The following is a 25,015-nucleotide window of genomic DNA, read 5'->3' as shown; positions in this document are numbered from 1 at the left end:
TTAGTTTGTTGTAAAAGTCCATTTATACTTTAGGGTGCCGTCCGGATTGGTCTGGTTGGTGAGTAGGTACATCCACTCCTTCGCCGTTGGAGCGTAGCCCGGCGTAAAGTCCTGCCCGCCCTGAACATAACCAGCTGGCGCACGAAAGATTCCTCCAGGCGAGGCGTTGGTACCTCCCTCGCTGTAGAACAACTTGTTGACATTGTTCCGGAACAGCGCCCGATTGTTGCCTACATTGGCGATGGTAGCATCAAGGTTTGCTTGACTCATCAGGTTACCGGCGATGCGAATGTACTCGCTGAGTAGCAGTGTGCCGAAGGGAAAGACCTGGTTTAGCTTGTTGAAGCCAAACAGTGTGTGGGAGCATACACGTGGCGTGCCGCTGGCTGCAAACTTGATGCTGTTCAGGCTGGAGTTGTTCTCAATGCGAATATCACCCTCGATCCAGCTAAAGCCACTCATATCCATCTCCCCGACAAAGCCGCCATAGCTCAGGCGCACTACCTGCAGCCGCTTGTCTGTCGGCGGAAACAGGATCTTGGTCACCTTAGCAAGGCCATCGCAGTCAATGGTGCCATGCATGCTGTTAAGGGTGCGCAGGTCCAGCAGGCCGGTGCCGTCACCGGCCAGATTACTGCACTGGCCGAACTGGGTCACTGAGAAACCTGCTGTAGACGTGTTGACGGCGGGTGCTTTAAAAGTCTGCAGGGTTGTTGTGCCGTACATGCGCAGCTCGCCTGAGAAACTGCTGAGCATGGACAGGTCCAGGTGCGTAATCTTGGTGGCATTGCCTTGGAACTTTGTCACCGGTTTGTCACTGGGTGGCAGCAGCACCTCCGTTAGGTTCGGGTTGTTGTAGACATAGATTAGGTTCGACATGCCGCCCTGCAGGTTGCGCAGGTCCAGCGTGCCTGTGAAGTTAGAGTTCTCGAAAAGCAGGTTGGTGACTTGCTGCGTAGTTATGGGAAGCTGCACGCCCGTTACATTTGGGGCATTCTGTATTCGCAGCTCCCCGCCCAGCTTGGAGAGCATAGACAGGTCAATCACGCCGGTAATGCCGGAGAACCCGAAGTTGACGTAGTTAAAGGCATTGGAAGAGGGAGCCAGCTTTACGCCCGTCAGCCTCGGGTTGTTGTAGACCCGGATGGTGCCGCTCAGGTTCTTGAGGGGCGACAGGTCCAGCTCTCCCTCCAGGTCGCATCCATACAGGTAAATGCCGCTGCAGTAGGCGGTGGTTTCAGGGAAATACACTCTTTTAAGCTTGGGGCAGCTGTAGGACACTAGCAGGTCGCAAAACTGCTTGAGGGGCCGAAAGTCCAGCTCCTCTACGCCCGTATCGTAGGTGTAGAGCCTGCCAACTGCTGTCTCAGACACCGGGAACTTGATCTGCGTGATGTTAGGGTTCACGTGCAGGTACAGATTGCCCGACACAGCACCGAAGCGGGAAAGGTCCAGCACGCCCTTTACATCCTGGCCCGAAACGGTCAAGTAGCCAAGCGAGCCAGGCTGCCCCCGCAGCAGAATATCCTTGTCACCGGCAGCGGCATAAGTGTGGTCATACTGGTTCAAGCTGCTCACCTGTTTAGTAAACTCACCATCGCCCCAGGCAATAACAGACCTATCCCCCAGGATCAGCGTCATGGTGAACGTGCCAACCTTGGAGGTGGTCAATAGCTTGTACCACTGATCCGTTACCGTGTACATCAGTTGCAGGCTCATCTGTTAGGCGTTCGGTGTGGTGATGGTGGCGAAATACTTGTTGTTGGGCGCATCATAGCAGTCCAAGAAAATAATGTTCTTGAGGCCTTTGGCAAAGGAGCCACCGCCAAGCACCGTCACCTGGCCCGCAGGCAGGATGTAGTCATAGTTGCTGACAGTGGAGTCAATGATGAGGCGGATGCTGCACGACTGCTGCGGGTTACTGATGCTGGTGATCGCCACGGAGGCCGAGAGCGTGCGCTCCTGCACATCGCTCTGACTGAAGTTGATGGTTGTGCCTGCCTGCGCCGTCTTCCCTTTTGGCACGGCGGAGCCAGCGTCTGGCAGTATCAGCAGACCAGCGGCATCCGGGGTGTAGGTTGTGGTGCCCTGCTTTACCTGTTTCACCCTGAGTGCGATCTGCTCCTCATTAAGTTTTACTTTATTAGTCAGGAAATCCAGCCACCCTTTCAACGATATCGTCGCAGTGGAGCTTGCAAGGCCGATGTAGCTCCAAAGGTTGGCTGTAGCCTTGGCAGCGATTGCCCTGGTCTCGGTAAACCAGAAATTTGTGGCACCCTCCGTTTGGATGTCATCAGTGCTATTAACAGTAGATCCCTGTTTAGGCAGCACCAGCCTTCCATTCAGGTCAGGCTCATAGTCCACCCCGTCAATCTCAACTACCTTCACCACCACTGCAGGCTGCTCCACGGTGCCGCCACCTGATGATGTCCAGTGCAGGTAAGCCGCGAATAGCAGCTCCGCATCCGGTTGATCAGGATGCTGAAAACGAGGTGTTACCCCTGGCTCCTCCCCATAGATGTAAACCCAGCCATCATTAGCTGCAGTAGCTCCAAGTATATCGATCCTAGTGCCAAAGTCATTAGGAGGTAACACAACATTTTCCCTCGCTGCAGGGCCATTATAAGTATAGCCTATACCATTAAACTCCGCCGCAGAAGGTGTGACAATTACATTATTGCCTTCCACAGAGACCTTTGGGGCTGGTGCCCACTTTATACCTTCCTTGGGTACCGGCGCTGGGTTCTCCAATTTTTCTACCCGCTGGGCCAGCAACTCAACTGGCTCTATAACAGACTCAGCAATGTCCAGAGAGAACTCGCGGTAATCATCTTCCGCAATCTCGAAGGTAGAGTTATCCTTGAAGCGGCCAGTGAGCGCAGCCCACTTTGTTTTGAAAGCCAGGAATGAAAGCTTGGCCATGTTATATGATAGTATAGATGAGTTTAAATCCGGAGCGGATCACCAGCGTCTTGCCTGCCGGGATGTTGGCGATTAGGTTGCCGTGGGTATCCTCCATGCGTACCGGCGTTCCATCGGTTGTTACAGGAGGTGCTATGATTCCTACTTCGGCTACCTCAAAGCTGCCGTTGTAGAAGAATGAAGGATTACGGCTTTTGCCTTTGAAACTAAACTTGTAGCCCTTACGGTCACCGGGGTTATTACCTGAACTTAGACGATAATCGAACACCAGGTGGTGCTCCCGGTCACCTATCAGCTTTAACTGCTCATCAAAGTCACGGTACAGAAGCACAAAGTGCCTGCCTTTCATGGAAAGCAGAGCAGCGGCTAACTCTGGAGTATCACCTGCCACAAAGCCGCTGAAGTTGTGGGAGTAGCTGATGCCATTCACATCGTCATCATCCTGCTGGTCAAAGTCTGGCGTGAACTGCGTGGCATCAATGAAATTAAATAGGGTGCCTGGTGTAAGCTGAAGGTCGCCGGTGATGGAGGTTCCATCCGTAGGTAGCAGCTCTGGCAGGCTCCTGGATTCTGTAAAGTAGAAGCGGCTGAAGATACCGCCTGACTGGCCCGGTACCGTGGCTATGTTTTTCATATAATAGAAATGAAATTAGCCTTGGCTCAGGCAGCCATTTGGTGAGAGACAACTACGGCGGAATTATTCTGTTTTTTTCTTCGGCCTGGCCTTTTGGTGCGGTAATAGTGCTGCTTTAGTACAAACGCTGTGATATCTTCCTCGTCAAAGAAGTACTTGCCCATAAAGCCATCCACCATCTGATCCATGGTGAATTCTACACCGGCCTCTTTCAGTGTGTCCACATAATAGATAAACTCATCCTTGATGATCCTGTCAATAAAATCATTGAAGTCGTAAATAGTGCGGCTGGTGATCTTGTTGCAACCACGGCCTTTGTACTTGTCCAGCGTGATTTTAACATCCAGCATGCCTGTATATTTCTCTATCGGTACATCAAAACGCGCATCCTCCTGCTGGTTTCGGAGCATGTGGATGAGCACCTTTCCCTCGTTGTGCCGGCGGCTAAGCTTGAATTCTTGAGGGTGCCTTTTTAGAATAAACTTTAGTACATGGGGGAGTACCGGAATTTGTACAGTTAGGAGCATGCAGGGTGATTGGTTGTCTGTGAACGATATACTAAAATACCTATTTAATGGCTTATATCGAAAGACAACTACGGCGAAATTGGTGCCCCTAATGAAGAGAAAAATTGTACTAAACTTCTGTTACATATCCGTGTGTAATAAGGTCGTCGATAAAGTGATCCGCTGAGTCCGTACGGATATCCACACCGCTAAATGTCTTGCAACGCTTGGCTGTATCTTCCATAAACTCCTCCAGGCTGTCGGAAGGGGTAAAGCTTTGGCCGCGCATATTGTTTGCCAGCTCCAAGTGCGAAGCGGCCTTTGCTTGGCCGCCTCCTAGAAATTCGTATGTCTTTGTCATATTATGCTGCTAAGGATGCTTGTCTGTTTCTGTAAAAGTTTACTACCGTAGTCGGCTGGAAAGTGTTTAGCGACTCCAGTGTCTTCTGCGAAGAAACGTTATTTTTAGAATACTCTACCAGGTTGCTGAGGAAAGTTATCCAATTTACCACCTTGTCTGCCTCAATGGTGCCGCTGTGCTGGCGGAACTCCACCGTGCCGTGGCGGAAAAAGCTCTCGGCGTTCAGCTTAAAGTAGCGGTTGCGGCCTGTCATCTTCTGTGCTATTTCTGCAACGCTGCTGCAGCTGTCGATGGAGGCGTATGCGGTGCGCTCGGTGCGGAAGCGGCTCAGCATACTTTTGCAGTAGTAGTTGTTGTTCGCTCTGCGGCTTACCGGCATGAAGCTGTCGATTAATCCCTCATAGTTGATGTAATTTTTATAAAGGTTCTTCCACTGGCTTAGTTCGAAGTCTCTGGCGCCGAAGTGTATGTGCATGCCGCAGCTTTTGTTGATCAGGGCGTTGCACTTCTTTAGGGCTTTGCAAGCTTTCTTTACCTGCTCCAGGCCATCCTCGCCTGTCAATACTGGGCTTACTAGCTCAAAGCCGTTGCGGCCTGTTATGCTTGCGTCGGTTACTATTTTCCAGTGCGCGCGGGTGGTGTGGTTGTATCCTTCGATTACTACTTCTATGCCTTGGCGCTCCAGCTCCGCTTTTAGGCGGTGCATGTCTATGCCGTAGGCTTCAAATTCTACTCCGAAGGTGCGGGTGAAAAGTCCTGGTGTGAATACAGAGGCTTGGGTGGCAAGGCCTCTGCGTTGCATGGCGGCGTACACGTTCTGAACAAATCCGTAACCAACCCCCATCATCTCGGCAACCTGCTTTCTGGTGAAGCCCAGTTGCAGGAGTTGCTGCATTTTGTAAGTTTTTGTGGTTCCGTTCAGGTTTAGTATCTCTTGTGCTGTCATGGTCGTTTAGCGTTTTATTGTACATCTAAGGACGACCAATTATGACTCACTATCAAGTTGTTAAGTAACTTGTTTTCAAGTGTTTGCAAGGTTCCATGAATCCACCACTTTGGAATGGGAGAAGTGAATAAAGCCCAACATTTTAACCGCAGTGTAACGCTATCAGCTGGTCATAATTCAGGGCCTTCCTTTCAAACTTGCTCAGCACACTGTAGAGCTCAACAGGGTAGTAGTTAATGATTTGGTCCACCGCAATAATCTCCTGGGCAGTGAAAGTAATCTTGTACGGGCCAGCTTTCTTGTACATCCGGCGGGTTATCTTTTTAGCTGCACTTTGAAGGTAGGCTGCAGCCAACACTTCGGATGGCTGCAGCTTGTTGTTCTGATCGATTGGTCGGGAAAGCCAGCTGTAAATTTCCGCACATAGACCGTAAGCTTCGTGGTAGGTTAACTCAATCTGCTGGCTGATCAACAGTGGACTCATGCCCAGTAGCCCTCCTTATACTTGTAAAGCTCTGCTCCGGAAACATTATCATAGATGATGGCACACTGGATATAAGCCTTCCAGCCATGAGCTAGCTTCTTCAGCCGGTTAATACCCAAATCCTTATCCGGACCAGTATGCTTTAGCCGGTGGTCTCGTGAGTGGAAGGTGCGGTTGTTGCCGTCTTTGAAGTAGACCACCATTTTGGTGAGCGCCTGCTTTACAAATTTCTGACCGGCACTTGTCCTTTGGTACGTTGTAGTGTTCTGTTGCATAGTAGGGTATGGTTATAGGTTGGTGTGTAGCTTGTAATATTTGTTAAGGGCATCAGTGCCCAGGCGCTTGATGCGTTCCTCATGGAAGCGGAAGAGCTGCATCTGGGTTTTCTCCTGGATTCGCTTTTTGGCCTTACCTTTTTTGTGCAGCCTGAAGTCTGTTCGGGCACGGCGGAGAGCATCCTCCACACGTTGCTGGTGCTTCCATACCTGCTGCTTCACCAGCCAGTTCTCGGTGGAGCGGAAGCCCAGGCTGTTTTGCCAGTCAAAGTAGCCGGAGCCGTGCACAAACTCAGCGTAGGGCATTGGTGGGTACTTGTCCTGGTGATTTCGGTAGTAGGTGGCAGCCAGATCGATGCGTTGTAGCGCTTGATCGTGGTATAGCTCCCATTCATCCTCGGTAAGGTCCGCCTTAAAGCCGCCGTACACCCCGTACCAAATGGCATTCTTGGCCATTTTGTGCTGTTCCTCCTCAAATTCGTAGCCAGGGTAGAGCATGCGGTAAGCGTATTGCCAGAAGATCTCGACATAAGATTTGAATACAGGGTTTACACCAGGCTTTCTCGCTGTCGCCGCGCCCCCAGCCTCTGTATCCTGTTTTTGAGCGGCTAGCGGCTCGTGAGGTGTCTCTTCAACGGGAGTGCGCCCCTGTTGCAACCCTGTGTCGCCGGTAAATGTGTCGCAGGTGTTGCTGGTTTCGCCATCGCCGCCAGGCATGGCACCCTGTTGCGACGCAACTCCTTTCTTATCCACACTGCTAATTTCTTTTTCTATGTTTCCAGTAGTTTCAAATGCTACATTAAGCGGAAAATTTGTGCATTGGGGTGGGGCAGGGGCGGCGATTTCGGCGCTTTTTTGCGCTTCGAGTTGGCTTCTGTTGCACTGATTTTCCTCTGCAAACAGTATCTCTGGAGATATCCACAGTTCAAAATCATGGTAGGTGCCGTGGAAAGTATAGCCAGAAATCAAACCTACCTGGCGAAGCCTGGAGATGTGGTTGCGAATAGTGCGGTCGGAGACAGTGCGCTTATCTGCCAACTTGGAGTTATTAGTGAACAGGCTCGGCAGGTCTTCCTCATGATCAGGCGTAAAACCATGCCTGAAGGAGTGTTCATAAGCTCTGATATAGTCCAGGATGATACGGGAGCCGGTGGCCTCAACATTGCCAGGAATAAGCTTAGTTTGGGTATGGAACAGCTGCTCCCTGCCATCCGGTAAGGTGCGCTTGCGCTCCACCACAGGTTGCTCTTCGTTCTTCTGCTGTACAAAACGGTGCCAGGCCAGCAATGCTTTGCCTTGGTTGATTTTTCTTAGTAGCATATTCTGTTGTTGGTAGGTTGCGGGGCTGTGGGCACGGCTGCTGTGTCCAGCGGTTTTGCCCGTACAGCCCCTGTTGCAGACCCTGTATCGTTAGTTGAAACTTGTCAGGTATTGGTGTAGCTCCTGCTCCAGAGCGGAGAGGGATTCCTGCACCTGGTTAATCTCCTCGCCAAGTAAGCGGTGCTCTTTTGATGATCCGTCTGTTCCGGCCCTTCTGCCGTGTAGTAGCCTGAGCCGGCTTTTCAGGGCTTTCTGTTGCTGCTGCTGCTCGTTTAAGTATTCAAAGTGTTCCATAGCTAGTTCTGCTGCCATTAAGCAGCGTTCTGGGTGTGATGGATTATCCTGGTGCCGTTAAGCTCCTGCCTCAGCCTATTCATGTCTGCCTCCAGGTTATTAAGTAGCTGCTCCAGCTCCTGTTGTGTGATGGTACCCTGGCGGAGCAGCTCATGGAGCTCGTACTGCTCGGCTTCGTAGGCACGGATGATTCTTTGGCAGAGCCTGTACTTACTATTAGCTTGCTGCACGGTGGGTATGGCTAGGGTTGGCATAATGTTATATCAAATTGGTTAGTGCTGACCTACTTTGCCAAATTCCATTAGCTTGTTATGCGAGATGCGGTACTGACCTGGTGCAAATTCAAAAGCCTCTAGATACACCCGCTTCCCTTTACGATCCAGCTTGCCTTCCTTGATCCAGTTGGTAACTGTCTTGCGGCTGTAGCCAACCAGTTCCACCGCCTCGTCAATGCTCAGAATGCGGTCGGAAGCCTGGTGGGCAATGGTCTTCAGGCTCTGTATCTCCTGCAGAAGTTTATTGGTTACCTCCTGCAGGTAACCCACTGTGACAATTTCGTTTGCAGTCATTCCCATAGTGTCTCGCGTTATAATATTTTATAAATATTTATCGTATATATAGTAAAATTGGTATGCTTTTGGCTTTGCTACTCCTTGAGAAGGCTTGGCTCTGGCTGCTCTTCCTCATCGGTGTCATCGAACAAGGCTTTTCGGCTGTCGATGAGCTTTTGAGCAGCTATGCGAATTTTTTCACCTGCTGGAGTCTCCGCATTTCGGGCTCCGCAGAGGATAGAATCCACTGTTGATTTCGGCACTTTAGATATTTTAGATATCCTGATGTTGTCGCCGTGCTCCAATAGTGGTTTCAATTCATGTAGCTTTTTCATACTTTGTAGATTGATTATACCACAACTTTACGATAGTTCTCGCAAAATGGCAAATAATATTATCCAAAATGCGAAACAAGTAATGTAAATACCTGACAATCAGATATAAAATTTTACATGATTTTTGGCGAGAAATTAAAAGAGGCCGTAAAGCGCTCCGGCCGTTCTGATGAAGAAATAGCAGCTGCTGCAGAGATGAGCTTAGGAAACCTATATAAGGTTTACAAAAGGGATTCCATTGAAACCAGGTATCTGGTTAAGATCTGCAATCTTTTAGGGGTAAGTATGGATTACTTCTTTCAGGATCAGTTAGCTGCTGACTTTACTAACACCGGCCAAGCCAACTATGCCAATCAGGTAGGAAAGAACAAGCAAGCCATTAACGTCGGAAACGATGACTGTCCTCAGCGCCTCCAGGCCCTGCAGGAGAAGTATGCGCTGCTGGAAAAGACGGTGGCGGATAAAGATTTGATAATTGAGTTATTGAGGGGGCAGAAGTGACAACCAAGACTTATTTTTCAGTTACGACTTACTACGACTAATTCTTTGCACCAGAACTGCTTTGGTTTGAGGTAATTGATATTTGTTAGTGTTTTAAACGCCCTTTGATGAAGAAACTATACACAAAACAAACTTATAAAAAATATAATCTCCTCAATGCTAGGAAGTCTTTAGAGAAGAAGCTAAGACTTAAGAAGATACAAAAACAAAAGAATCAGGCGCAAGTAGGTCTTAATGATGACCAAAGGCTCTTGATGTTTCAGAGCAAGGCTTATGTTAAAGTTTGGGCTCCACAAAAGCTATCATTCATCAATAACACGAATGAAGTAATAGGTTTCATTCAAAAACTAGAGAAACATTTCTTGAGAAGAACTAAAGTTTTTGTGGTTCTTTCAGATGTTGATATAATAGAGTATGATGCGATTGTCGTTCTATTATCAATAATGGCTAAATTTAGAGCTGAGAAGATTGGCTTCAATGGGAATTTTCCTCATAACACCATTGCACGTAAAATTTTGATTGATTCTGGTTTCTTCTCAAATTTGTTCCCTAGTTTATCAAAGTCTAAGAAACTGAAGATTGCTAAACATCACTCTATCTTGACACATGCTTGGGTAGAAGTTGACCCTCTACTGGCGAACGATTTAATAGCAAAAGCTTCCAAGACAGTATGGGGTAAGCCCAGAAGATGTCCAGGTATTCAGCGTTCGCTTTTGGAGTTAATGCAGAATACTCATAATCATGCAGATAGGTCGGGTGAGGGAGGAAAGCAGTGGTGGCTATCAGTTAATCATCGAAAGAGGGAAAAAATTGTTAGTTTTTCTTTTGTTGATTTTGGTGTTGGCGTTTTTAGCAGTTTGCAGGGAAAAAAGTCAGGGGAAAAATTTTATGGAGGTTTATCTAGATTAAGATCGCTCTTGCCGTATAATAGTAACGCTGATTTGTTGAAATCAATTTTAAAAGGAGAGCTGCATAAAACTGTAACAGGTAAATATTACAGAGGGAAAGGTTTACCGGGGATTTATGAGGTAAGCCAAAGAAAACAAGCTTCTAAATTACATGTTATCACAAATGATGTTTATGCGGATGTTGAGGGAGATAAATATAAGGTTCTATCAAAAAACTTTAGCGGAACTTTTATTTATTGGGAAATTAATGAAGAAAGTCACAATTTAGATTGGGAATATGAAGATTAGCATAGCAAAGGACTTTACGAGGACTCCCGGATCAAGATACAAAAAGGAAGGTGAATTTTCGGGAGAGTTGTTCCGAGAAACTATATTAAAAGATGCCGTTCGTGAGGCAATAAAGAAGAATGAAAAGTTAACTATTATTTTAGATGGAGTTGCGGGATATGGTACTTCTTTCTTAGAAGAATCATTTGGAGGATTAATTAGAGAAGATCACATACCTTATGAAGATCTTATTAAAACGCTCATTTTTGTTTCAAAAGAAGAACCATATTTAGAAAATGACATTGTCGAGTACATTGAAGACGCGGCTAAAGAAACTAGCGTATCATAAAAATCTTGGCATTGCCGTTTTAGTATTAACTTTTGGATTTGGTCTACTGCTTGGGGTTTATCTGAAGAAGGGGATTTTCAAGCTAGACGATGAAATCAATATCGTTGATTTAACTTCACTTATTGCAACCTTCTATATAGCTTACTTTGTCGCAACTTATTTTGAAACTAAAAAGGAGGCTGATAAAGTAGATAAAGAGTTAATTCTTCGAAGGCTTGAGGAGCTTTATAGTATTATACAGGAAACTGATTTAAAAGTAGCTACTGGCTCTATTGAATATAGTGAAGCTGCATCCTATGCAAAGAGATTAAGCGTCTCAATAAGAAATGTCGGCCTTTTGTTAGATTTGGCTTCTATTACAAATACAAAAATTAGTGGTACAACCACAACCTTATATTCTCATATTAGAAATATAAAGAATCTTTTAACTACTACTCCAAGATTAAATCAGTTAAACCCTCCATTAATTGTAAGCAATGGTACTGTTTCATTGACTCCAGGAAGAGTTCAAGAGATTGAAATGGAGCAAGATGAGCTAAAGTTTAATCTACTAAAGTATCAGATGCTAATTAATCAGTACACTCCATAGAGCTTTCAAGAATAAAAATCGATGTTGTAACGTAGTGATGATGCTAAAAGCATTATTTACTATGAGTTCAACAAACAGTTATGAAACCCCTTGTATCTACCTTATTGCAAACCAGGTAGAGGAGAACGTGCAGACCGTCAACGTGTACTGCAACCAATGTAGCAAACAGTTGCAGGATCTTGTACAGAAAATCGAATTAGTTAACTTGGTGCAGTTGGAAAACCAGCGCACACTTGAGGCCATTGAAGAAAAGTTAACTAAGGAATCGGAAAGGAGTTGCACATGGAAGTAAAGCGCTACTTACGTAAAGAGCGGCTGACAAGGAATGGTTATGCCCCTATCCGTTTGAAAATAACTTTCGGCAAACAGCTGTACATTTCTACCGGCGAGCGGTGCCTTCCGGAGCACTGGGATGAAGAGGCCCAAAAGATGAAGGGCAAGGCACCTTTTGCTCACCATATCAACTCCAAACTGAACCGATGGGAGGAGATTCTGCACGATATTTACCAAGAGCATGAGAAGCGCCAGGAACTGCTTACCCCTACTAAACTGAAGACTCAGTTTGAAGAAAGAGTTAAACTGGAGAAGGAGCCAGAAGAGCCTGTGTTGGCTCCTCAGCAAGAACTAGTAGAGGAGGAGCAGAGCCAGTTCTTCAGGTTGTTTAATCAATGGAACGACCACCTGAAGGACAAGATCCAGGACCATTCTGGTAAGAAAACTTCACCCGGTACCATTAAGGGTAACTCCTCCACTATTGCGCGCTTTAAAGAGTTTGAGAAGCATCGGGAGCGGCTTATTACCTTTGAAGGTATTGATAAGGCATTTTATGTGGAGTTCCAGAAATACATGCTGGAGACACTGAAGCAAAAGCCGAACAACTTTGGGAAGCATGTGAAAAAGCTGAAAAGCTTTTTGAAGTGGTGTGAAGAGGAGTTGGAGGAGGATCTACAGATTAACCGCAAGTACAGGGGCTTTAAAGTTACATCCATGTATGTGGGAGTAGATGCCCTGTCAGCCCGCGAAGTACAAGCAATCTATAAGTTAGATTTTAGCTCACAGAAGGTGAGCGACTTCATCCTGGAGAAGTTTCCTAAAGCCAGGTACCAGGATAAAGCAAGAGTAGCGGGTTATGCGAAAGAGTTAGAGGTTGTGAGGGATATCTTCCTGATGATGTGCTACACCGGCCTGCGCGTATCTGACGTAAAGAAGCTGAGGCCTACAGACATCAAAGGAGATGTGATTGTGCTGGCGGCTACCAAGACACTTAATACCTGTTATATTCCGGTGTATGATGATGTGGTGTTTAAACCGAATGAGATACTGGACAGGTACAACGGGTTGCAGGAAACTTGCCTGCCGCAGATCCCGGACCCAGTGATCAACCGGCAATTGAAGCATATCCAGGAGCTTGCCAGCATTAGCCGCTTAAATCTCACTACTAAGATCGGGCGCAAAACCTTCGTTACTCTAAAGATTTACCAAGGGGTGGAGACCAGGCTGATCATGCAGGCAACCGGCCACAAAACAGAGGCTGCTTTTAATGCTTACGTGGGCACTGATACGAACGAGCTGGTGTTGGCTTTCCGGCGCCAATCTGCCAAACTTGACCAGCGTCCGGACCTGAAAAATGGGCACCAAATTGGGCACCAATTTTAGGTATAAGGCTTCAAATAGCTTCCTATAGAAATCACAGTAACCGCATTTTTAGCCCGTTTAAGCGGGTTTTATTAGAAGTAAATGGTACCGATTGGTGAATAATTAATCCAAACGGGATCACTTGATGATCAAGCACTTACAGGATAAACTTGTAAGTGCTTTTTTTATACCCGTCAGTTGCTGAAGGCTCTTAGCAGCTCAAAAAGTAGTACTCCCCACAACCTCACTTGACCTTCGTGCTTCCAGCTTCTGCTTTTGATAGGAAAAAAATGTGGCACGGTAGAAATGGATAGTAGCTAGCCTAGTCATTTCAACTACAACCTGCTGTTTTAGGGTGCTTTTAAGATAACCCCCAGTGTGCTTGATTTTCCCCTTCAAACAGGGGCAAGGCATAAGTTGCGCGTTGAGGATCGCGTTTTCGTGGCAGCTCCAAACATTTTGGCAGGAAGCCTGTAATACGAGCATTATTTGAAGCCACCCATACCCATGAGACTTATACTTTTACTCGCATTCCTTATGCCGACGCTTGTCCTTGCTCAGGCCGGCATCATAACCGGCACAGTGCGCGACCGCAACACCCAGGAGCCGCTGATTGGGGTGTCGGTGCAGGTAACGGGCAGCCAGTTTGGGACTGTAACAAACGAGAATGGCGCTTTCAGGATCGAAGGCATACCGGTAGGGAGTTACACGGTGCAGAGTTCCTACGTCGGCTATCAGCCGCAGTCCAGGTTTAACGTAAACGTGACGGTGGGCAACGTGCAGATCCTCAACTTCGAGTTGGCGCCCGCCGCCAGCGAGCTGCAGCAGGTAGAGGTGGTAGCTAACCGCCGGCAGAGCGCCGCTGTGGCAGACTTGGTCACGCCGCTGTCGGTGCAAAGCCTGACGACCGAGGAGATCCGTAGCAACCCGGGCGGCAACTTCGATATCTCCAAGGTAGTGCAGGTGCTGCCAGGCGTGGCCACCAACGGTACCGGGGGCGGCAGCCGCAACGACCTGATCATACGCGGGGGCGCCCCGAGCGAAAACGTGTACTACCTAGACGGTATTGAAATTCCGCTCATCAACCACTTCACCACGCAGGGCAGCGCCGGTGGGGCCACGGGCATCCTGAACGTGTCGTTTATAGAGGACCTTAAATTAAGCTCCTCAGCTTTCGATGCCCGCTACGACAATGCCCTGGCCTCGGTGTTTGAGTTCCGGCAGCGCTACGGCAACCCTGAGCGTTTCTCAGGCAATGTGCGGCTAAGCGGCTCAGAGTTTGCCACCACCCTGGAAGGACCTGTGGGGGAAAAAACGACTTACCTGGTATCTGCCCGGAGGTCCTACCTGCAGTTCCTCTTCAAGTTGCTCGACCTGCCCATTCGCCCGAACTATTGGGATTTCCAGTACAAAGTAGACCACAAGCTGAACGACAAAACCTCCCTCTCTTTTATTGGCGTAGGGGCCATTGATGATTTCTCCTTTGGGGTGCCGCGCGAAAGCACGCCGGAGAACGAGTATATCCTGCGCTCCACACCCTACATCAACCAGTGGAACTACACCAACGGCGTGGCCGTGAAAAGGCTCGTGAACGACGGCTATGTGAACCTGGCCCTGAGCCGCAATGCCTTCGACAATTCCCTGATCAAGTATGAAGCGGCCGAGGAAGGAGAAAACCGTGTGTTTACGCTGAACACCAGCTCCCGCGAAACAGAAAACAAACTGCGCCTGGACGTGAACAAGTATAAAAATGGTTGGCGCTATGCCTATGGGGTGTCGGGGCAGTACGTGCAGTTCACCAACGACATTTTTAGCGTGATCCGCAAAGAGCTGCGCGACGAAGCGAACAACCTCGTGCAGCCGGGCGTGACGCTGGACTATAACTCAGACCTGGACTTTTTCCGGTACGGGGCGTTTGGGCAGGTCTCGCGATCGGTGCTGGACAACAAACTGGGGCTGTCGCTGGGGGTGCGTACCGACATGAACTCCTTTACAGAGGATGGCAATAATCCGCTGGAAACGCTCTCGCCGCGCCTGGCCATTTCCTACTTGCTCAATGATAAATGGACTGTCAACGCCTCCTCCGGAATTTATTACAAACTCCCAACTTACACCGTTTTAGGTTACCAGCAGGATGGCAGGTACCTGAACAAGCAGGCTGATTATATCCGGGCCATTCATTATGTGCTGGGCACCGAGTTTCTGCCGCGCCAGGACCTGCGCTTTACCCTGGAGGCTTTTTACAAAGACTACAGCAACTACCCGGTGTCTATCCGGGACGGCATTTCGCTGGCAAACCAGGGAGGTGATTTTGGGGCGATCGGCAACGAGGCGGTCGTGACAAACGGCAAAGGCAGGGCTTACGGGGCAGAGTTCTATCTGCAGAAAAAGCTGACAGGCACGGTGTTCTCCGTGCTGTCCTATACTTATGTGGTGAGTGAGTTTGCCGGGCTGGATGGCCGCTACGTTTCCAGCGCCTGGGACTACCGCCACCTGGTGTCGGGCTTGCTGGGCAAGAAGCTGCCGCGCAACTGGGAGTTCGGGGCCAAGTACAGGTATGCCGGCGGAGCGCCTGCCACACCCTTCGACCTGGAGGCCTCCCGCAGGAACTATGCCTCGCTCGGGGTAGGCATTCTGGACTACAGCCAGCTGAATTCTGAGCGCCTGCAGCCTTTCAGCCAGCTTGATGTGCGTATCGACAAGAAGTGGAACTTCCGCCGCGTTACCCTGGACCTGTTCCTGGATGTGGCCAACATACTCTCCAGCAACACCCCCGGCTTCGACCGCTATACTTTCCAGCGCAACGAAGACAACACCGGCTTTGCCACGACGGACGGCGACCCGCTACGCCTGGACGGCAGCAACGCCATCCCGGTTATTCTGGAAAACAACGACGGCAACCTGGTGCCCACGCTGGGCTTCATGGTTGAATTCTAGTAGCCTGCGTAAAGTATGAATTCCTGGAAAATCGCCCAACTATGAAAAATGTAAAAACGCTGGCCGTACTGAACGCCCTTTTCTTTCTGGTGCACCTGGTGCCGTCGCAGCTAACGCAGCTGAAGCTTTTCAACAACCAGACCATTGGCGATGTGTCGGACAAGTACCCAACGCTGTTTACGCCGGCAGGCATCACTTTCTCGATCTGGGGTTTGATTTACCTGGCGCTCTCCGCCTTCTGCATCTACCACCTGATCAAAGCTTATAAAGAGCCGGCCGGGCATGAAGCAAATGAAGACCTGCAGCGAGTAGGCTACTTATTCGTGTTAAACAACCTGGCAACCGGTGCGTGGACCCTTGCCTGGGTAAACGAGTGGCTGGTGCTGTCGGTGGTGCTTATACTTATCCAGCTGGCCACACTGCTGGCGATGCACCTGCGGCTGGGCATTTTTGACGCTGGCCGTTCTGCCGCCTCGCGATGGTTTACGCAGGTGCCACTCAGTTTATACTTTGGCTGGATCATCATTGCCACGGTTGCCAATAGCAGCGCTACCTTGGTGGGTGTCGGTTGGGGCGGCTTTGGTTTGAGCGAGGGGCTTTGGGCCATGATAATGGTAGCAGGGGCCACGCTCCTTATTATGTTTGTAGTCATCGCCAGGTCAAACCCTGTTGTGGGGCTGGTGGGGGTGTGGGCGCTATACGGGATCATTCTAAAGCACCGCGACCTCCATGCAGAGGCAAGCCCGCAGATCATTGTTGCCGCCTGGGTTGGCCTGGCCTTGGTAGCCCTGGTGGTGGTGCTTGTCTTTTCCAGAAGTATAGGCAGCCTGAAGAGCGTGTTCTAACAGGCTTAGGCGCAGATCGTACCTCCTAATCGTTTTGCATGCCAACGGCATTTTGTCGTTTCCGCACACGGCCCAGCATAAAGCCTCTTATCCTGTGTCTGCACCCAGGGGCTGTCAATCGGCTCATACTTATGAGGGAGCACTTTGTGGGCTTCGCCTCTCACAATTCTCCGCCTGATACAGCGCATCTTAATTTTTCTACGTTACAAGTAGCATTGATTGCGATCCAACTTCTTTGGCTTATCTTTAGGATCGTGTAAAAGAACGCTTTCGCTGTTAATCTGGGAAAGGATAAGCAGTACAAGCTAAGTAATACCTAAACTCTAAAACTAAAATATGGCGACAGGTCTTCTTGCCCTACTAGATGATGTGTCAGCGCTCGTAAAGGTGAGCGCGGCGAGCCTGGATGACGTCCCGACACAGGTGGCGAAAACAACCGGGAAAGTTTCCGGGATTGTGATCGATGATACGGCGGTAACCCCGAAGTATGTGGTGGGGCTGGATCCTAAGCGGGAGCTCTCCATCATCTTCCAGATCGCTAAAAGGTCGCTGATTAACAAGGCTGTCTTTCTTGGCCCGCTTGCATTGCTGCTTGGTTACCTGGCCCCGGCCGTGATACCTTACCTGCTGATGGTAGGAGGGGCCTTTTTGTGCTTCGAGGGCTATGAGAAGGTGCACTCCATGTTCAGCAAAAGTGCCCACGCCCCTCAGGACCAACCGGCAGAAGGCATGAAGGTGATTACCCCGCAAGAGCTGGAGAAGGAGCGGGTAGGTAGTGCCGTGCGTACAGACTTCATACTTTCCGCAGAGATCATGGCCATTGCCTACGCCACAGTAACCGATAGCCCCTTGATGAACCAGATCGTGGTGCTTTTTACCGTGGCCGTTTTTATCACAATTGCTGTTTACGGCTTTGTAGCCCTGGTTGTAAAAGCCGATGACATAGGGGTGCACCTGGCCCAGGAGAAATACCACCCGACTACCCGGAAGATCGGGCGCGGCATCGTGAAATCCATGCCCAAGTTCCTGACCATACTTGGCTATGTCGGTACCGCCGCTATGCTGTGGGTAGGGGCAGAGATCATCGCACATGGTCTGCCTTTTCTGCATCATCCGCTGGAAAGCCTGGAGCATGCCCTTTCGGGGGTGCCTGCGCTTGCCTGGCTGGCCAAGGTAATTATACTGGCTATAGGCGGAGTGTTGTTAGGAGCCGTTATTGCAAAGCTGGTGTCGCTGGTGAGCCGTGTATGGAAGGGGTCGGCAGAGAAAGCAGCACACTAACAAGCTTGCCTGTTACAGAACAAGCCTACGGGTAGTGCCCAACGGGGCATAAAAAAGGACAAGGCCTGCTGATCATCAGCAGGCCTTGTCCTTTTTTATGCCTTACTCCTTTACCGTAAGCGCCACGGCATTGCTCTTTCAGTGCCTCTGCCTGTTCAGGCAGTGGAGCGGGTACTAGGTCAGAATCCTGGCGAAATGGTTATCCAGGTGGTTACGCATGCCGTTGCGGAACATCTCCGCCGAACCATGCTCAATAATATCTACCAGGCCTTTGTGAGAGACGAATTTGCGTATCGGCGTTTCCTTTGTCAGCAGACCGCTGCGGTGGACGTAGTCAAAAACGGGCAGCAGCATGTTCTGGAACTTCTTTAAGGTGGTGTTGCCGGAGATTTCGTAGAGCTTGCCGTGGAAGGCGATCTCGTGCTGTATCTGGAAATAAGTCGTGTCCGACAGGTCGGGCTCATTGGCCACGATTTCCTTCAGTTCCTCAATGTCCTGTTTCGTTACCCGCTCCATAATAAAGTCGGCCATGCCTATCTCGAGCACCAGGCGCAGCTCGAACACTTCCCGCAGGGTGGCGTTGTCGAGCACCTGAGGGATGAGGCGCTTCTCTAACATGGCCAGGAGGTCTGGGTTGGTGATCACGGCACCCCGGTGCTTCTTCGATTCGATCAGGCCGATCAGGCGCAGGCGCAGCAGTGCCTCCCGGATCACGGTGCGGCTTACGCCCAGGTTAGCGGCGAGCTCTATCTCTTTGGGTATAGCGTCTCCCACTTTCAGGTTTTGCTGCACGAGCAGCTCAATCAAGTTCATCTCCACTTTGTCTACCAGCGAGCTGGTATCAATGGTCTTTATCTTATCAAAGGCGTTTTCCATTCATCTATGTATTACTTATTACTGCCTGGTTAAACCAATTCTGCAAAAGAATTAATATAAAGTTATTCAATCTTAATGAAAAAGTTATCAAAATGTTTTGAAAACCAGAAAAACAAAAATACCTTTATTATGTAATACATAATTCATTTAAACCCAATTTATATGAATGTCAAACGTTTACTCATGTTACTCTTTCTGGGGTTGAGCTTGCTTGTTAGCCCTCACCTCTATGCGCAGAACTCTACCGTGAGCGGGCGGGTTGTTTCCTCTGAGAACAGCCAGCCGCTGATTGGTGTAAGCGTGAACGTGAAAGGGACAGACCGCGGCACCCAGACAGATGTGGAAGGCGCATTTAGCCTCAGGGCATCAGAAGGGGATGTGCTGGTAGTAAGGTACCTTGGTTTTGAAACACGCGAAGTGACTGTAGGCAATGCTGCGGCAGCTCTGGAAATCGCCTTGAAGCCGTCTACAGCAAAGCTGGATGAGGTAGTGGTGGTGGGTTACGGCACGCAAAGCCGCGAAACACTGACCGGCGCCGTGTCTACCGTAGACGACAAGGTGCTGCAGTCGGCACCACGCACCAACGTGGCCACAGCGCTGCAGGGCACGGTAACGGGCCTGCGCGTGCAACAAACCTCTGGCCAGCCGGGCTCCACGCCAAACATCACGTTCCGGGGTGGTACCAATTTCAACGGCTCAGGCTCCCCGCTGGTGATTGTGGACGGGGTGATCTTCCCTTCGCTGTACGGCATCAACTCAGAAGACATCGAGACGATCAACGTGCTGAAGGACGCTGCCTCCACCGCTATTTATGGGGCAAGGGCCGCTAACGGCGTTATCCTGATCACGACAAAGAAAGGCAAGAAAGGGCGCTCTCAGGTGACTTATAGCCTGAAGCATGCCCAGAACTACATCCGCCGCAACCCAGTGGATTTCATGAGTGCGGAAGAATATATCCTCTGGAACCGAAGAGGCCTGGGCAGCAGGTATGAAGCAGCCATGAAGGACAACAACACGGCGGAGGCAAATAACGCCCGTAACCAACTGACCGGCTCCTGGGGTTGGGCTGTAAGCCCCGCCTGGACGTCGCCGAGTGGCAAGTACTCCACACAATTGGTGTCCGGCAATAACCGCCAACTGCTCAACGACCCGCGCTGGAACCTGCTGGTGGACAAGAACCCGTTCAACCCAGGTCAGATGGACAGCATCCTGTACCTGGCTACGACGCAGCAGGAGCTGGAGGACATGATTCTGCAGGAAAGCACGCTGCAGGAGCACTACCTGAACTTCTCGGGCGGTGGCGACAAGGGTACTTTCTCGCTTGGTTTAGGAACTGTAAAAGACGTGGGTATGGTGATAGGCTCTTCGCTGAAGCGCTACAACCTGAACTTTAACGGTGGCCTGGATGTGAACGAAGACTTTAAAGTAAGCTTGAACCTGTCGGCTTACAATGATAAAAACACGCCTTCTTACCTGACGGCAGATGCCGGCGGCGGCCTGACGGGTGGTTTGATACAGCGCTTTGGGGGAATTGCCCCAACCGCCCGTTTTATACATGACGAGACAGGAGAGATACTGCCGGGTGTGGATGGTGGCACGCTGGGCAACCCGGAGTACCTGCGTGATAAGTTCGTCAACAGAAACGAGGAGCAGCGCTTCTCCGGTAGCTTGAACCTGGAGTACCAGCTGCTTCCGGAACTTAAGTTCCTGGCCTCGGCATCGGGCTTTATGCGTTACACCAGCCGCGAAAGCTTTACCAAGGCTTACCAAAATGGTACCGGGGGCGCTTTCATAGATACCAGAAACGCTTCTTTCTCACTGCCGCAGGCTAACCAGCATTCGTATAATGCCTTCCTGCAGTACGATAACACCTTTGGCAAGCATACCCTGAGCGTACTGGGTGGCGGTGAATTCTTTGACGCCCGCTTTTACCAGTTTAGCGCTGCGGGGCGTGGTGCCTCCACTGACTTTATCCCATATCTGTCAGCCTCTACTGAGGCGGTGGGTATCCCATACTCCGGCTTTTACTCCTGGAACCGCCTGGTATCGGGCATTGGCCGCGTGACCTATGATTACGACTCGCGCTACCTGCTGAACGTGAACATGCGTTACGACGGTACTTCACGCCTGGCTGATAACCGTTACGGCTTGTTCCCGGGTATATCGGCTGGCTGGAACCTTCACAACGAGGCGTTCTTCACCAGCTCTTTCCTTAGCGACTACATCAGCACCATTAAGCCGCGTGTAAGCTGGGGCCAGAACGGAAGTATAGACCCGCTGGATGACTTTGCTACGGCAGCCACCTACGGCGGCACCGGCATCTACGGTGGCAACGCTGGCTTTGCTCCTAATTTCCTGCTGAACACCGCCCTGAAGTGGGAGCGTGCCTCCTCGCTAAACTTTGGTTTGGACCTGGGGCTGTTCAACAACCGCATCACCTTCATCGGTGATTACTTTATCCGCGACATCTACGACAAGATCACCTCCCTGAGCATACCTGGCTGGACGGGCTACAGCAGCTTTACCACAAACCTGGGCCAGCTGCAGAACCGGGGCGTGGAGCTGGAGGTAAGAGCCAACGTGGTACGCCCATCACAGCCCGATGGCTTTAGCTGGGACGTGAGCGCGAACTTCTTCCATGTGAAAAACTACGCCAAGGAGTTGCCAGACAACGGCCTGGAGAAAAACAGACAAGGCACCTATCAGGTATATGACCCAGCCTCTGGCAAGGTGATTCACGTTGGTGGCCTGCAGGAAGGCGAGCGCGTTGGCCTGGATGAGATTTGGGCACCGATCTACGATGGCCTGTACCTGACTGAAGCTGACCTGGAGGCGGATGCGAACCTGTATAACTCCTACCTGCCTTACCGCGACAAGACCGTGAAGCTTTTGGGCGATGCCCGCTGGAGAGACCTGGATCAGAACGATACCATTGACTTCCGCGACAGAGTATTTGTAGGCCGGACCGTGCCGACCGTGCAGGGTGGCTTTGGCACCAACTTCAGCTGGAAAGGATTTAACTTGTACGGGCAGTTCGACTTTGCCCTGGGGCACATGATCCTGAACCAGTCCAAGCTCAGAGGCCTGTCGCAGGTGCAGGGCTCGCAGAACGGGCCAGTGGATGTGACCAACACCTGGCACCCGGAGAACCCGAACGGCACCCTGCCGCGCTACTACTGGGCTAACTTTGGCCGAAACTACTTCCAGGATGCGGGCGGCAGCACTACCTCTTTCGCCAATTTCTATGAGAAGGGTGACTACCTGGCCATGCGTGAGGTTACGTTGAGCTACCAAGTGCCGCAGGCGTTTCTGGATAATGTGCTGAAAGGCAAGATACAGGGGCTGCGCCTGAATGTAACAGGCACCAACCTGGTATACTTTACCGGTTACAGCGGCACCTTCCCGGAAGTGGGTGGCAACGACGTGGGCAGGTTCGCGCTACCGCGCACCATCACCACAGGCCTGAACGTGACACTTTAATCGAACTTTAGCAACGAAACAGATATGAGAAGTTATCTATCAACTATAAAGTATGCGCTGGGTATCTCGCTGGTGCTGGGCGCAACGGGCTGCAGCGACCAACTGGATGAGGTGCAGCCGCAAACATCGCTTAACCGGGACCTGATCCTCTCGGACCCGAACGCCGCCATGACCCTGTACTATGGCGTGTACGGATCGTTCAGGAACTACCACTATACTTTGTTTACGCTAGGGGAGATGCGTTCCGAGATCTGGGCGGACGGCCTCTTTACGGAATCGGAAGACGGTGGCCTGAGAAACTACTATACCCATAACATCGATGCCAACAACGTGCCTGCCAGCAACTGGGCGGGCTTCTACAGCCTGCTGGACAAGGTAAATACCGCTATCAAGCTGTTCCCGCAGACTCCGGTGGCGGAAGGCGAAAAGACCAGGGTATTGGCGGAGATGCACGGCCTGCGTGCGTACATCTACTACACCATGCTGAAAACCTGGGGAGGCGTGCCGCTTACCACAGAGCCTGTGACGCAGGTAGGTAGCCTGCAGGATCTGTACCGCGAGAGAGCCACACCGGAGGCCGTGATGCAGCAGGTAAAGGCAGACATTGAGCAGTCGCTGAGCCTGTTTGGTAGCGATAATACATTGACCGCCAGTTTTACGGGTACCTCCAAGCACATCTACTGGAACCGAGCGGCTTCCCTTACCCTGAAGGGGGATGCTTATATCTGGTCGGGCACGCACATGGGCGGCGGAAGCGCTGACCTGGCCACGGCGCAGCAGGCGCTGGAGGAGGTAACCAACATTGGTAGCCTGGGCCTGGTAGAAAACTATGCTGACCTCTTTAACCCGGCGAGAGAGGCCGGTAACAAGGAGATTATCTTTGCCATCAGCTACGAGAAGGACGAGGCAACGGTGGGCGTGTACGGCAGTTTCCGTGTCAACACTACCCAGGCCAGCACCCTTTTGCTGGACCCTTACACCAACCCAAGAGCAGTATCGCAGGCGTACCCTTACCTATCCGGTGCCAGCCGTGTGGGCATGTCTGAGAGCATGATCGAAAAGCTGCAGAGTTCCGAGGATGAACGCATCGATGCCACTTTTGTGGTGATGTACCGTGACGTTCCGCCTACTTACCCGATCGCTGGCGTGCTGCTGACCAAGTTTGCCGGCCGTGTGGACGCAGGCATGCAGCTATACGATATAGATTTCCCGGTTTACCGCTACGCCGATGTGCTGCTACTGTTGGCCGAGGCCAAGACAAAGCAGGGCATGGACCCATCCGCCGAGATAAACATGATACGAGAGCGCGCCTACGGCAGCGACTATACACCGTACGAAAACGCCAGCCAGGAAGAGAACATGCGTGCCATCCTGGAGGAGGACCTGCGGGAGTTTATCGGCGAAGGCAAGCGCTGGTGGTCGTTGCGCAGAGCTGGCAACGAGTGGGTGTTCGCGTATGTGGATCCGGTGTACCTGGCCACGGGGCAGGAGTATAAGTTCCTGCTTCCGATCTCGGTGGGCATGCTGAACTCTGACCCTAAGCTGACGCAGACGCCTGGGTACTAACCCGCGAAAGGATAAGCTGTAACTTCTGCCTTTGTGCTGAGAGGGCCCGGATGAACACTTGTTCTCTGGGGCCCTTTTAGCACAAAGGGCATTAGAGCGGAGGGTGATATTTTTTATACTTGCAGTTGCAGGCGAACGAACAGCCTCACATCGCAATCAGCACCATCCGTAAACCCATAGATTTAAATTCTGAAGAATATACCTGAATGAAAATTGAACACCTACAGGGGCTGATCGCCGCTCCTTTTACCCCCATGCATGCAGATGGGGGTTTAAACCTGGGGTTGATCCCTGCCTACTACAGCCTGCTGAAAGCAAACGGAAACACAGGCGCCTTTATCTGCGGCTCCACCGGAGAGGGCGTCTCGCTTACCACAGAGGAGAAAATACGCGTAGGGGAGGCCTGGGCCAGTGCCACCAAGGGCGACAAAGACTTTAAGGTGATCACACTGGTAGGCGGCACCTGCCTGCAGGATGCCACGGACCTGGCCCTGCACGCGCAGAGCGTGGGCTTGTACGCCGTGTCGTTTACGGCACCGTCCTACTTCAAGCCGGCCAATGTGCAGGCGCTGGCCGCCTGCTGTAAGGCTGTGGCAGACGCGGTTCCTGAAATGCCTTTCTACTACTACCACATCCCGGTGCTCACGGGTGTCGGTTTCCAAATGATAGACCTGCTGCGCGAAGTAGAAGGTAAAATCCCTAATTTTAAAGGGATCAAGTACACGCACGAGGACTTCATGGACTTCCTGTCGTGCCTGCGTTTCGACAACGGCAAGTATGACATGCTCTGGGGCCGCGACGAGAACCTGCTGTCGGCGTTGGTGCTGGGGGCGAAGGGCGGCGTAGGCAGTACCTACAACTATGCAGCCCCGCTATACTCCAGCCTCATCGATGCCTATAACAGGGGAGACCTGGAAGAGGCGCGTAGCCTGCAGCAGCAGGCCATCGACATGATCCGCCTGCTGGGCAAGTATGGCGGCATCGCCACCGGCAAAGCCTACATGAAACTGATTGGCTTGGATTGCGGGGAGTTCCGTCTGCCGGTCCGCAACATGAGCACAGCGCAGTTTGCCGCTTTCAAAGAGGATGTGGCCGCGCTGGGTTTTGAAGAATACTGCTCTCGCACAACAGAATTCAAACATGCATAACACAG

General features: G+C 50.9%; 25 protein-coding genes. 11 read left to right on the top strand and 14 right to left on the bottom strand.

What is annotated here, in order from left to right; genetic code table 11:
- The 13 genes from PXG97_RS05470 to PXG97_RS05410 form a co-directional block, all read right to left on the bottom strand.
- Positions 1 to 1,719, bottom strand: a complete 1,719-nt coding sequence (locus tag PXG97_RS05470; protein WP_276496707.1) for a hypothetical protein — start codon at positions 1,717 to 1,719, stop codon at positions 1 to 3.
- 3 nt (positions 1,720 to 1,722) lie between these two features.
- Positions 1,723 to 2,922 carry a hypothetical protein gene (locus PXG97_RS05465; RefSeq protein WP_276496706.1) on the bottom strand — a complete coding sequence of 400 codons (1,200 nt, stop codon included), beginning with the start codon at positions 2,920 to 2,922 and terminating at the stop codon, positions 1,723 to 1,725.
- A gap of 1 nt (position 2,923) precedes the next feature.
- Positions 2,924 to 3,556, bottom strand: a complete 633-nt coding sequence (locus tag PXG97_RS05460; protein ID WP_276496705.1) for a hypothetical protein — start codon at positions 3,554 to 3,556, stop codon at positions 2,924 to 2,926.
- Between the two features lie 26 nt (positions 3,557 to 3,582).
- Positions 3,583 to 3,966: a hypothetical protein gene (locus tag PXG97_RS05455; RefSeq protein WP_276496704.1), complete on the bottom strand. Its 384-nt coding sequence runs from the start codon at positions 3,964 to 3,966 to the stop codon at positions 3,583 to 3,585.
- Positions 3,967 to 4,192: 226 nt separating this feature from the next.
- Positions 4,193 to 4,423 carry a hypothetical protein gene (locus tag PXG97_RS05450; RefSeq protein WP_276496703.1) on the bottom strand — a complete coding sequence of 77 codons (231 nt, stop codon included), beginning with the start codon at positions 4,421 to 4,423 and terminating at the stop codon, positions 4,193 to 4,195.
- Between the two features lies 1 nt (position 4,424).
- On the bottom strand, positions 4,425 to 5,369 hold the full coding sequence (locus PXG97_RS05445) for an amidoligase family protein (RefSeq protein WP_276496702.1): 945 nt from the start codon (positions 5,367 to 5,369) through the stop codon (positions 4,425 to 4,427).
- Between the two features lie 142 nt (positions 5,370 to 5,511).
- Positions 5,512 to 5,853 carry a hypothetical protein gene (locus PXG97_RS05440; protein WP_276496701.1) on the bottom strand — a complete coding sequence of 114 codons (342 nt, stop codon included), beginning with the start codon at positions 5,851 to 5,853 and terminating at the stop codon, positions 5,512 to 5,514.
- Positions 5,850 to 6,128: a hypothetical protein gene (locus tag PXG97_RS05435; RefSeq protein ID WP_276496700.1), complete on the bottom strand. Its 279-nt coding sequence runs from the start codon at positions 6,126 to 6,128 to the stop codon at positions 5,850 to 5,852. Before PXG97_RS05435 ends, PXG97_RS05440 begins: the two co-directional genes overlap by 4 nt.
- Positions 6,129 to 6,140: 12 nt before the next feature.
- Positions 6,141 to 7,448, bottom strand: a complete 1,308-nt coding sequence (locus PXG97_RS05430) for a hypothetical protein (RefSeq protein ID WP_276496699.1) — start codon at positions 7,446 to 7,448, stop codon at positions 6,141 to 6,143.
- A 90-nt stretch (positions 7,449 to 7,538) separates the two neighbouring features.
- Complete coding sequence (locus PXG97_RS05425; protein ID WP_276496698.1) at positions 7,539 to 7,742, bottom strand: hypothetical protein; 204 nt, start codon at positions 7,740 to 7,742, stop codon at positions 7,539 to 7,541.
- 17 nt (positions 7,743 to 7,759) lie between these two features.
- Entirely contained in the window at positions 7,760 to 7,996 is a 237-nt protein-coding gene (locus PXG97_RS05420; RefSeq protein ID WP_276496697.1) for a hypothetical protein, read from the bottom strand.
- A gap of 18 nt (positions 7,997 to 8,014) precedes the next feature.
- Positions 8,015 to 8,317, bottom strand: a complete 303-nt coding sequence (locus PXG97_RS05415) for a helix-turn-helix domain-containing protein (protein WP_276496696.1) — start codon at positions 8,315 to 8,317, stop codon at positions 8,015 to 8,017.
- A gap of 71 nt (positions 8,318 to 8,388) precedes the next feature.
- Complete coding sequence (locus tag PXG97_RS05410) at positions 8,389 to 8,628, bottom strand: hypothetical protein (protein WP_276496695.1); 240 nt, start codon at positions 8,626 to 8,628, stop codon at positions 8,389 to 8,391.
- A gap of 117 nt (positions 8,629 to 8,745) precedes the next feature.
- Between PXG97_RS05410 and PXG97_RS05405 the strand changes: the two genes are divergently transcribed.
- The 8 genes from PXG97_RS05405 to PXG97_RS05370 all read left to right on the top strand — a co-directional run bounded on the left by PXG97_RS05405 (position 8,746) and on the right by PXG97_RS05370 (position 17,940).
- Positions 8,746 to 9,129, top strand: a complete 384-nt coding sequence (locus tag PXG97_RS05405; RefSeq protein ID WP_276496694.1) for a helix-turn-helix domain-containing protein — start codon at positions 8,746 to 8,748, stop codon at positions 9,127 to 9,129.
- Positions 9,130 to 9,236: 107 nt separating this feature from the next.
- Positions 9,237 to 10,325, top strand: a complete 1,089-nt coding sequence (locus PXG97_RS05400; RefSeq protein ID WP_276496693.1) for a hypothetical protein — start codon at positions 9,237 to 9,239, stop codon at positions 10,323 to 10,325.
- Complete coding sequence (locus PXG97_RS05395) at positions 10,315 to 10,653, top strand: STAS-like domain-containing protein (protein ID WP_276496692.1); 339 nt, start codon at positions 10,315 to 10,317, stop codon at positions 10,651 to 10,653. Before PXG97_RS05400 ends, PXG97_RS05395 begins: the two co-directional genes overlap by 11 nt.
- A complete protein-coding gene (locus tag PXG97_RS05390) occupies positions 10,619 to 11,242 on the top strand; it encodes a hypothetical protein (RefSeq protein WP_276496691.1) in 624 nt (207 codons plus the stop codon). Before PXG97_RS05395 ends, PXG97_RS05390 begins: the two co-directional genes overlap by 35 nt.
- Before the next feature lie 282 nt (positions 11,243 to 11,524).
- Complete coding sequence (locus tag PXG97_RS05385; protein WP_276496690.1) at positions 11,525 to 12,898, top strand: phage integrase SAM-like domain-containing protein; 1,374 nt, start codon at positions 11,525 to 11,527, stop codon at positions 12,896 to 12,898.
- A 516-nt stretch (positions 12,899 to 13,414) separates the two neighbouring features.
- Positions 13,415 to 15,814 carry a TonB-dependent receptor gene (locus tag PXG97_RS05380; RefSeq protein WP_276496689.1) on the top strand — a complete coding sequence of 800 codons (2,400 nt, stop codon included), beginning with the start codon at positions 13,415 to 13,417 and terminating at the stop codon, positions 15,812 to 15,814.
- 41 nt (positions 15,815 to 15,855) lie between these two features.
- A complete protein-coding gene (locus PXG97_RS05375) occupies positions 15,856 to 16,659 on the top strand; it encodes a hypothetical protein (RefSeq protein ID WP_276496688.1) in 804 nt (267 codons plus the stop codon).
- Positions 16,660 to 16,995: 336 nt separating this feature from the next.
- Positions 16,996 to 17,940, top strand: a complete 945-nt coding sequence (locus PXG97_RS05370) for a DUF808 domain-containing protein (protein WP_276496687.1) — start codon at positions 16,996 to 16,998, stop codon at positions 17,938 to 17,940.
- A 174-nt stretch (positions 17,941 to 18,114) separates the two neighbouring features.
- On the opposite strand, the gene PXG97_RS05365 is transcribed toward PXG97_RS05370, so the two are convergent.
- A complete protein-coding gene (locus PXG97_RS05365; protein WP_276496686.1) occupies positions 18,115 to 18,816 on the bottom strand; it encodes a FadR/GntR family transcriptional regulator in 702 nt (233 codons plus the stop codon).
- A 183-nt stretch (positions 18,817 to 18,999) separates the two neighbouring features.
- Between PXG97_RS05365 and PXG97_RS05360 the strand changes: the two genes are divergently transcribed.
- The 3 genes from PXG97_RS05360 (at position 19,000) to PXG97_RS05350 (ending at position 25,010) form a co-directional block, all read left to right on the top strand.
- Positions 19,000 to 22,296 (top strand): SusC/RagA family TonB-linked outer membrane protein, encoded by a 3,297-nt coding sequence (locus tag PXG97_RS05360; RefSeq protein ID WP_276496685.1) that lies wholly within the window; start codon positions 19,000 to 19,002, stop codon positions 22,294 to 22,296.
- 24 nt (positions 22,297 to 22,320) lie between these two features.
- Positions 22,321 to 23,862: a RagB/SusD family nutrient uptake outer membrane protein gene (locus PXG97_RS05355; protein WP_276496684.1), complete on the top strand. Its 1,542-nt coding sequence runs from the start codon at positions 22,321 to 22,323 to the stop codon at positions 23,860 to 23,862.
- A 206-nt stretch (positions 23,863 to 24,068) separates the two neighbouring features.
- On the top strand, positions 24,069 to 25,010 hold the full coding sequence (locus PXG97_RS05350; RefSeq protein ID WP_276496683.1) for a dihydrodipicolinate synthase family protein: 942 nt from the start codon (positions 24,069 to 24,071) through the stop codon (positions 25,008 to 25,010).
- Positions 25,011 to 25,015: the final 5 nt, after the last annotated feature.

Origin of the sequence: Pontibacter litorisediminis, from assembly GCF_029360645.1 — a bacterium.
In the GTDB taxonomy this organism is placed as follows: domain Bacteria; phylum Bacteroidota; class Bacteroidia; order Cytophagales; family Hymenobacteraceae; genus Pontibacter; species Pontibacter litorisediminis.
The sequence above is the reverse complement of the archived record's forward strand: the minus strand, read 5'-3'. Positions and strand labels throughout refer to the sequence as shown.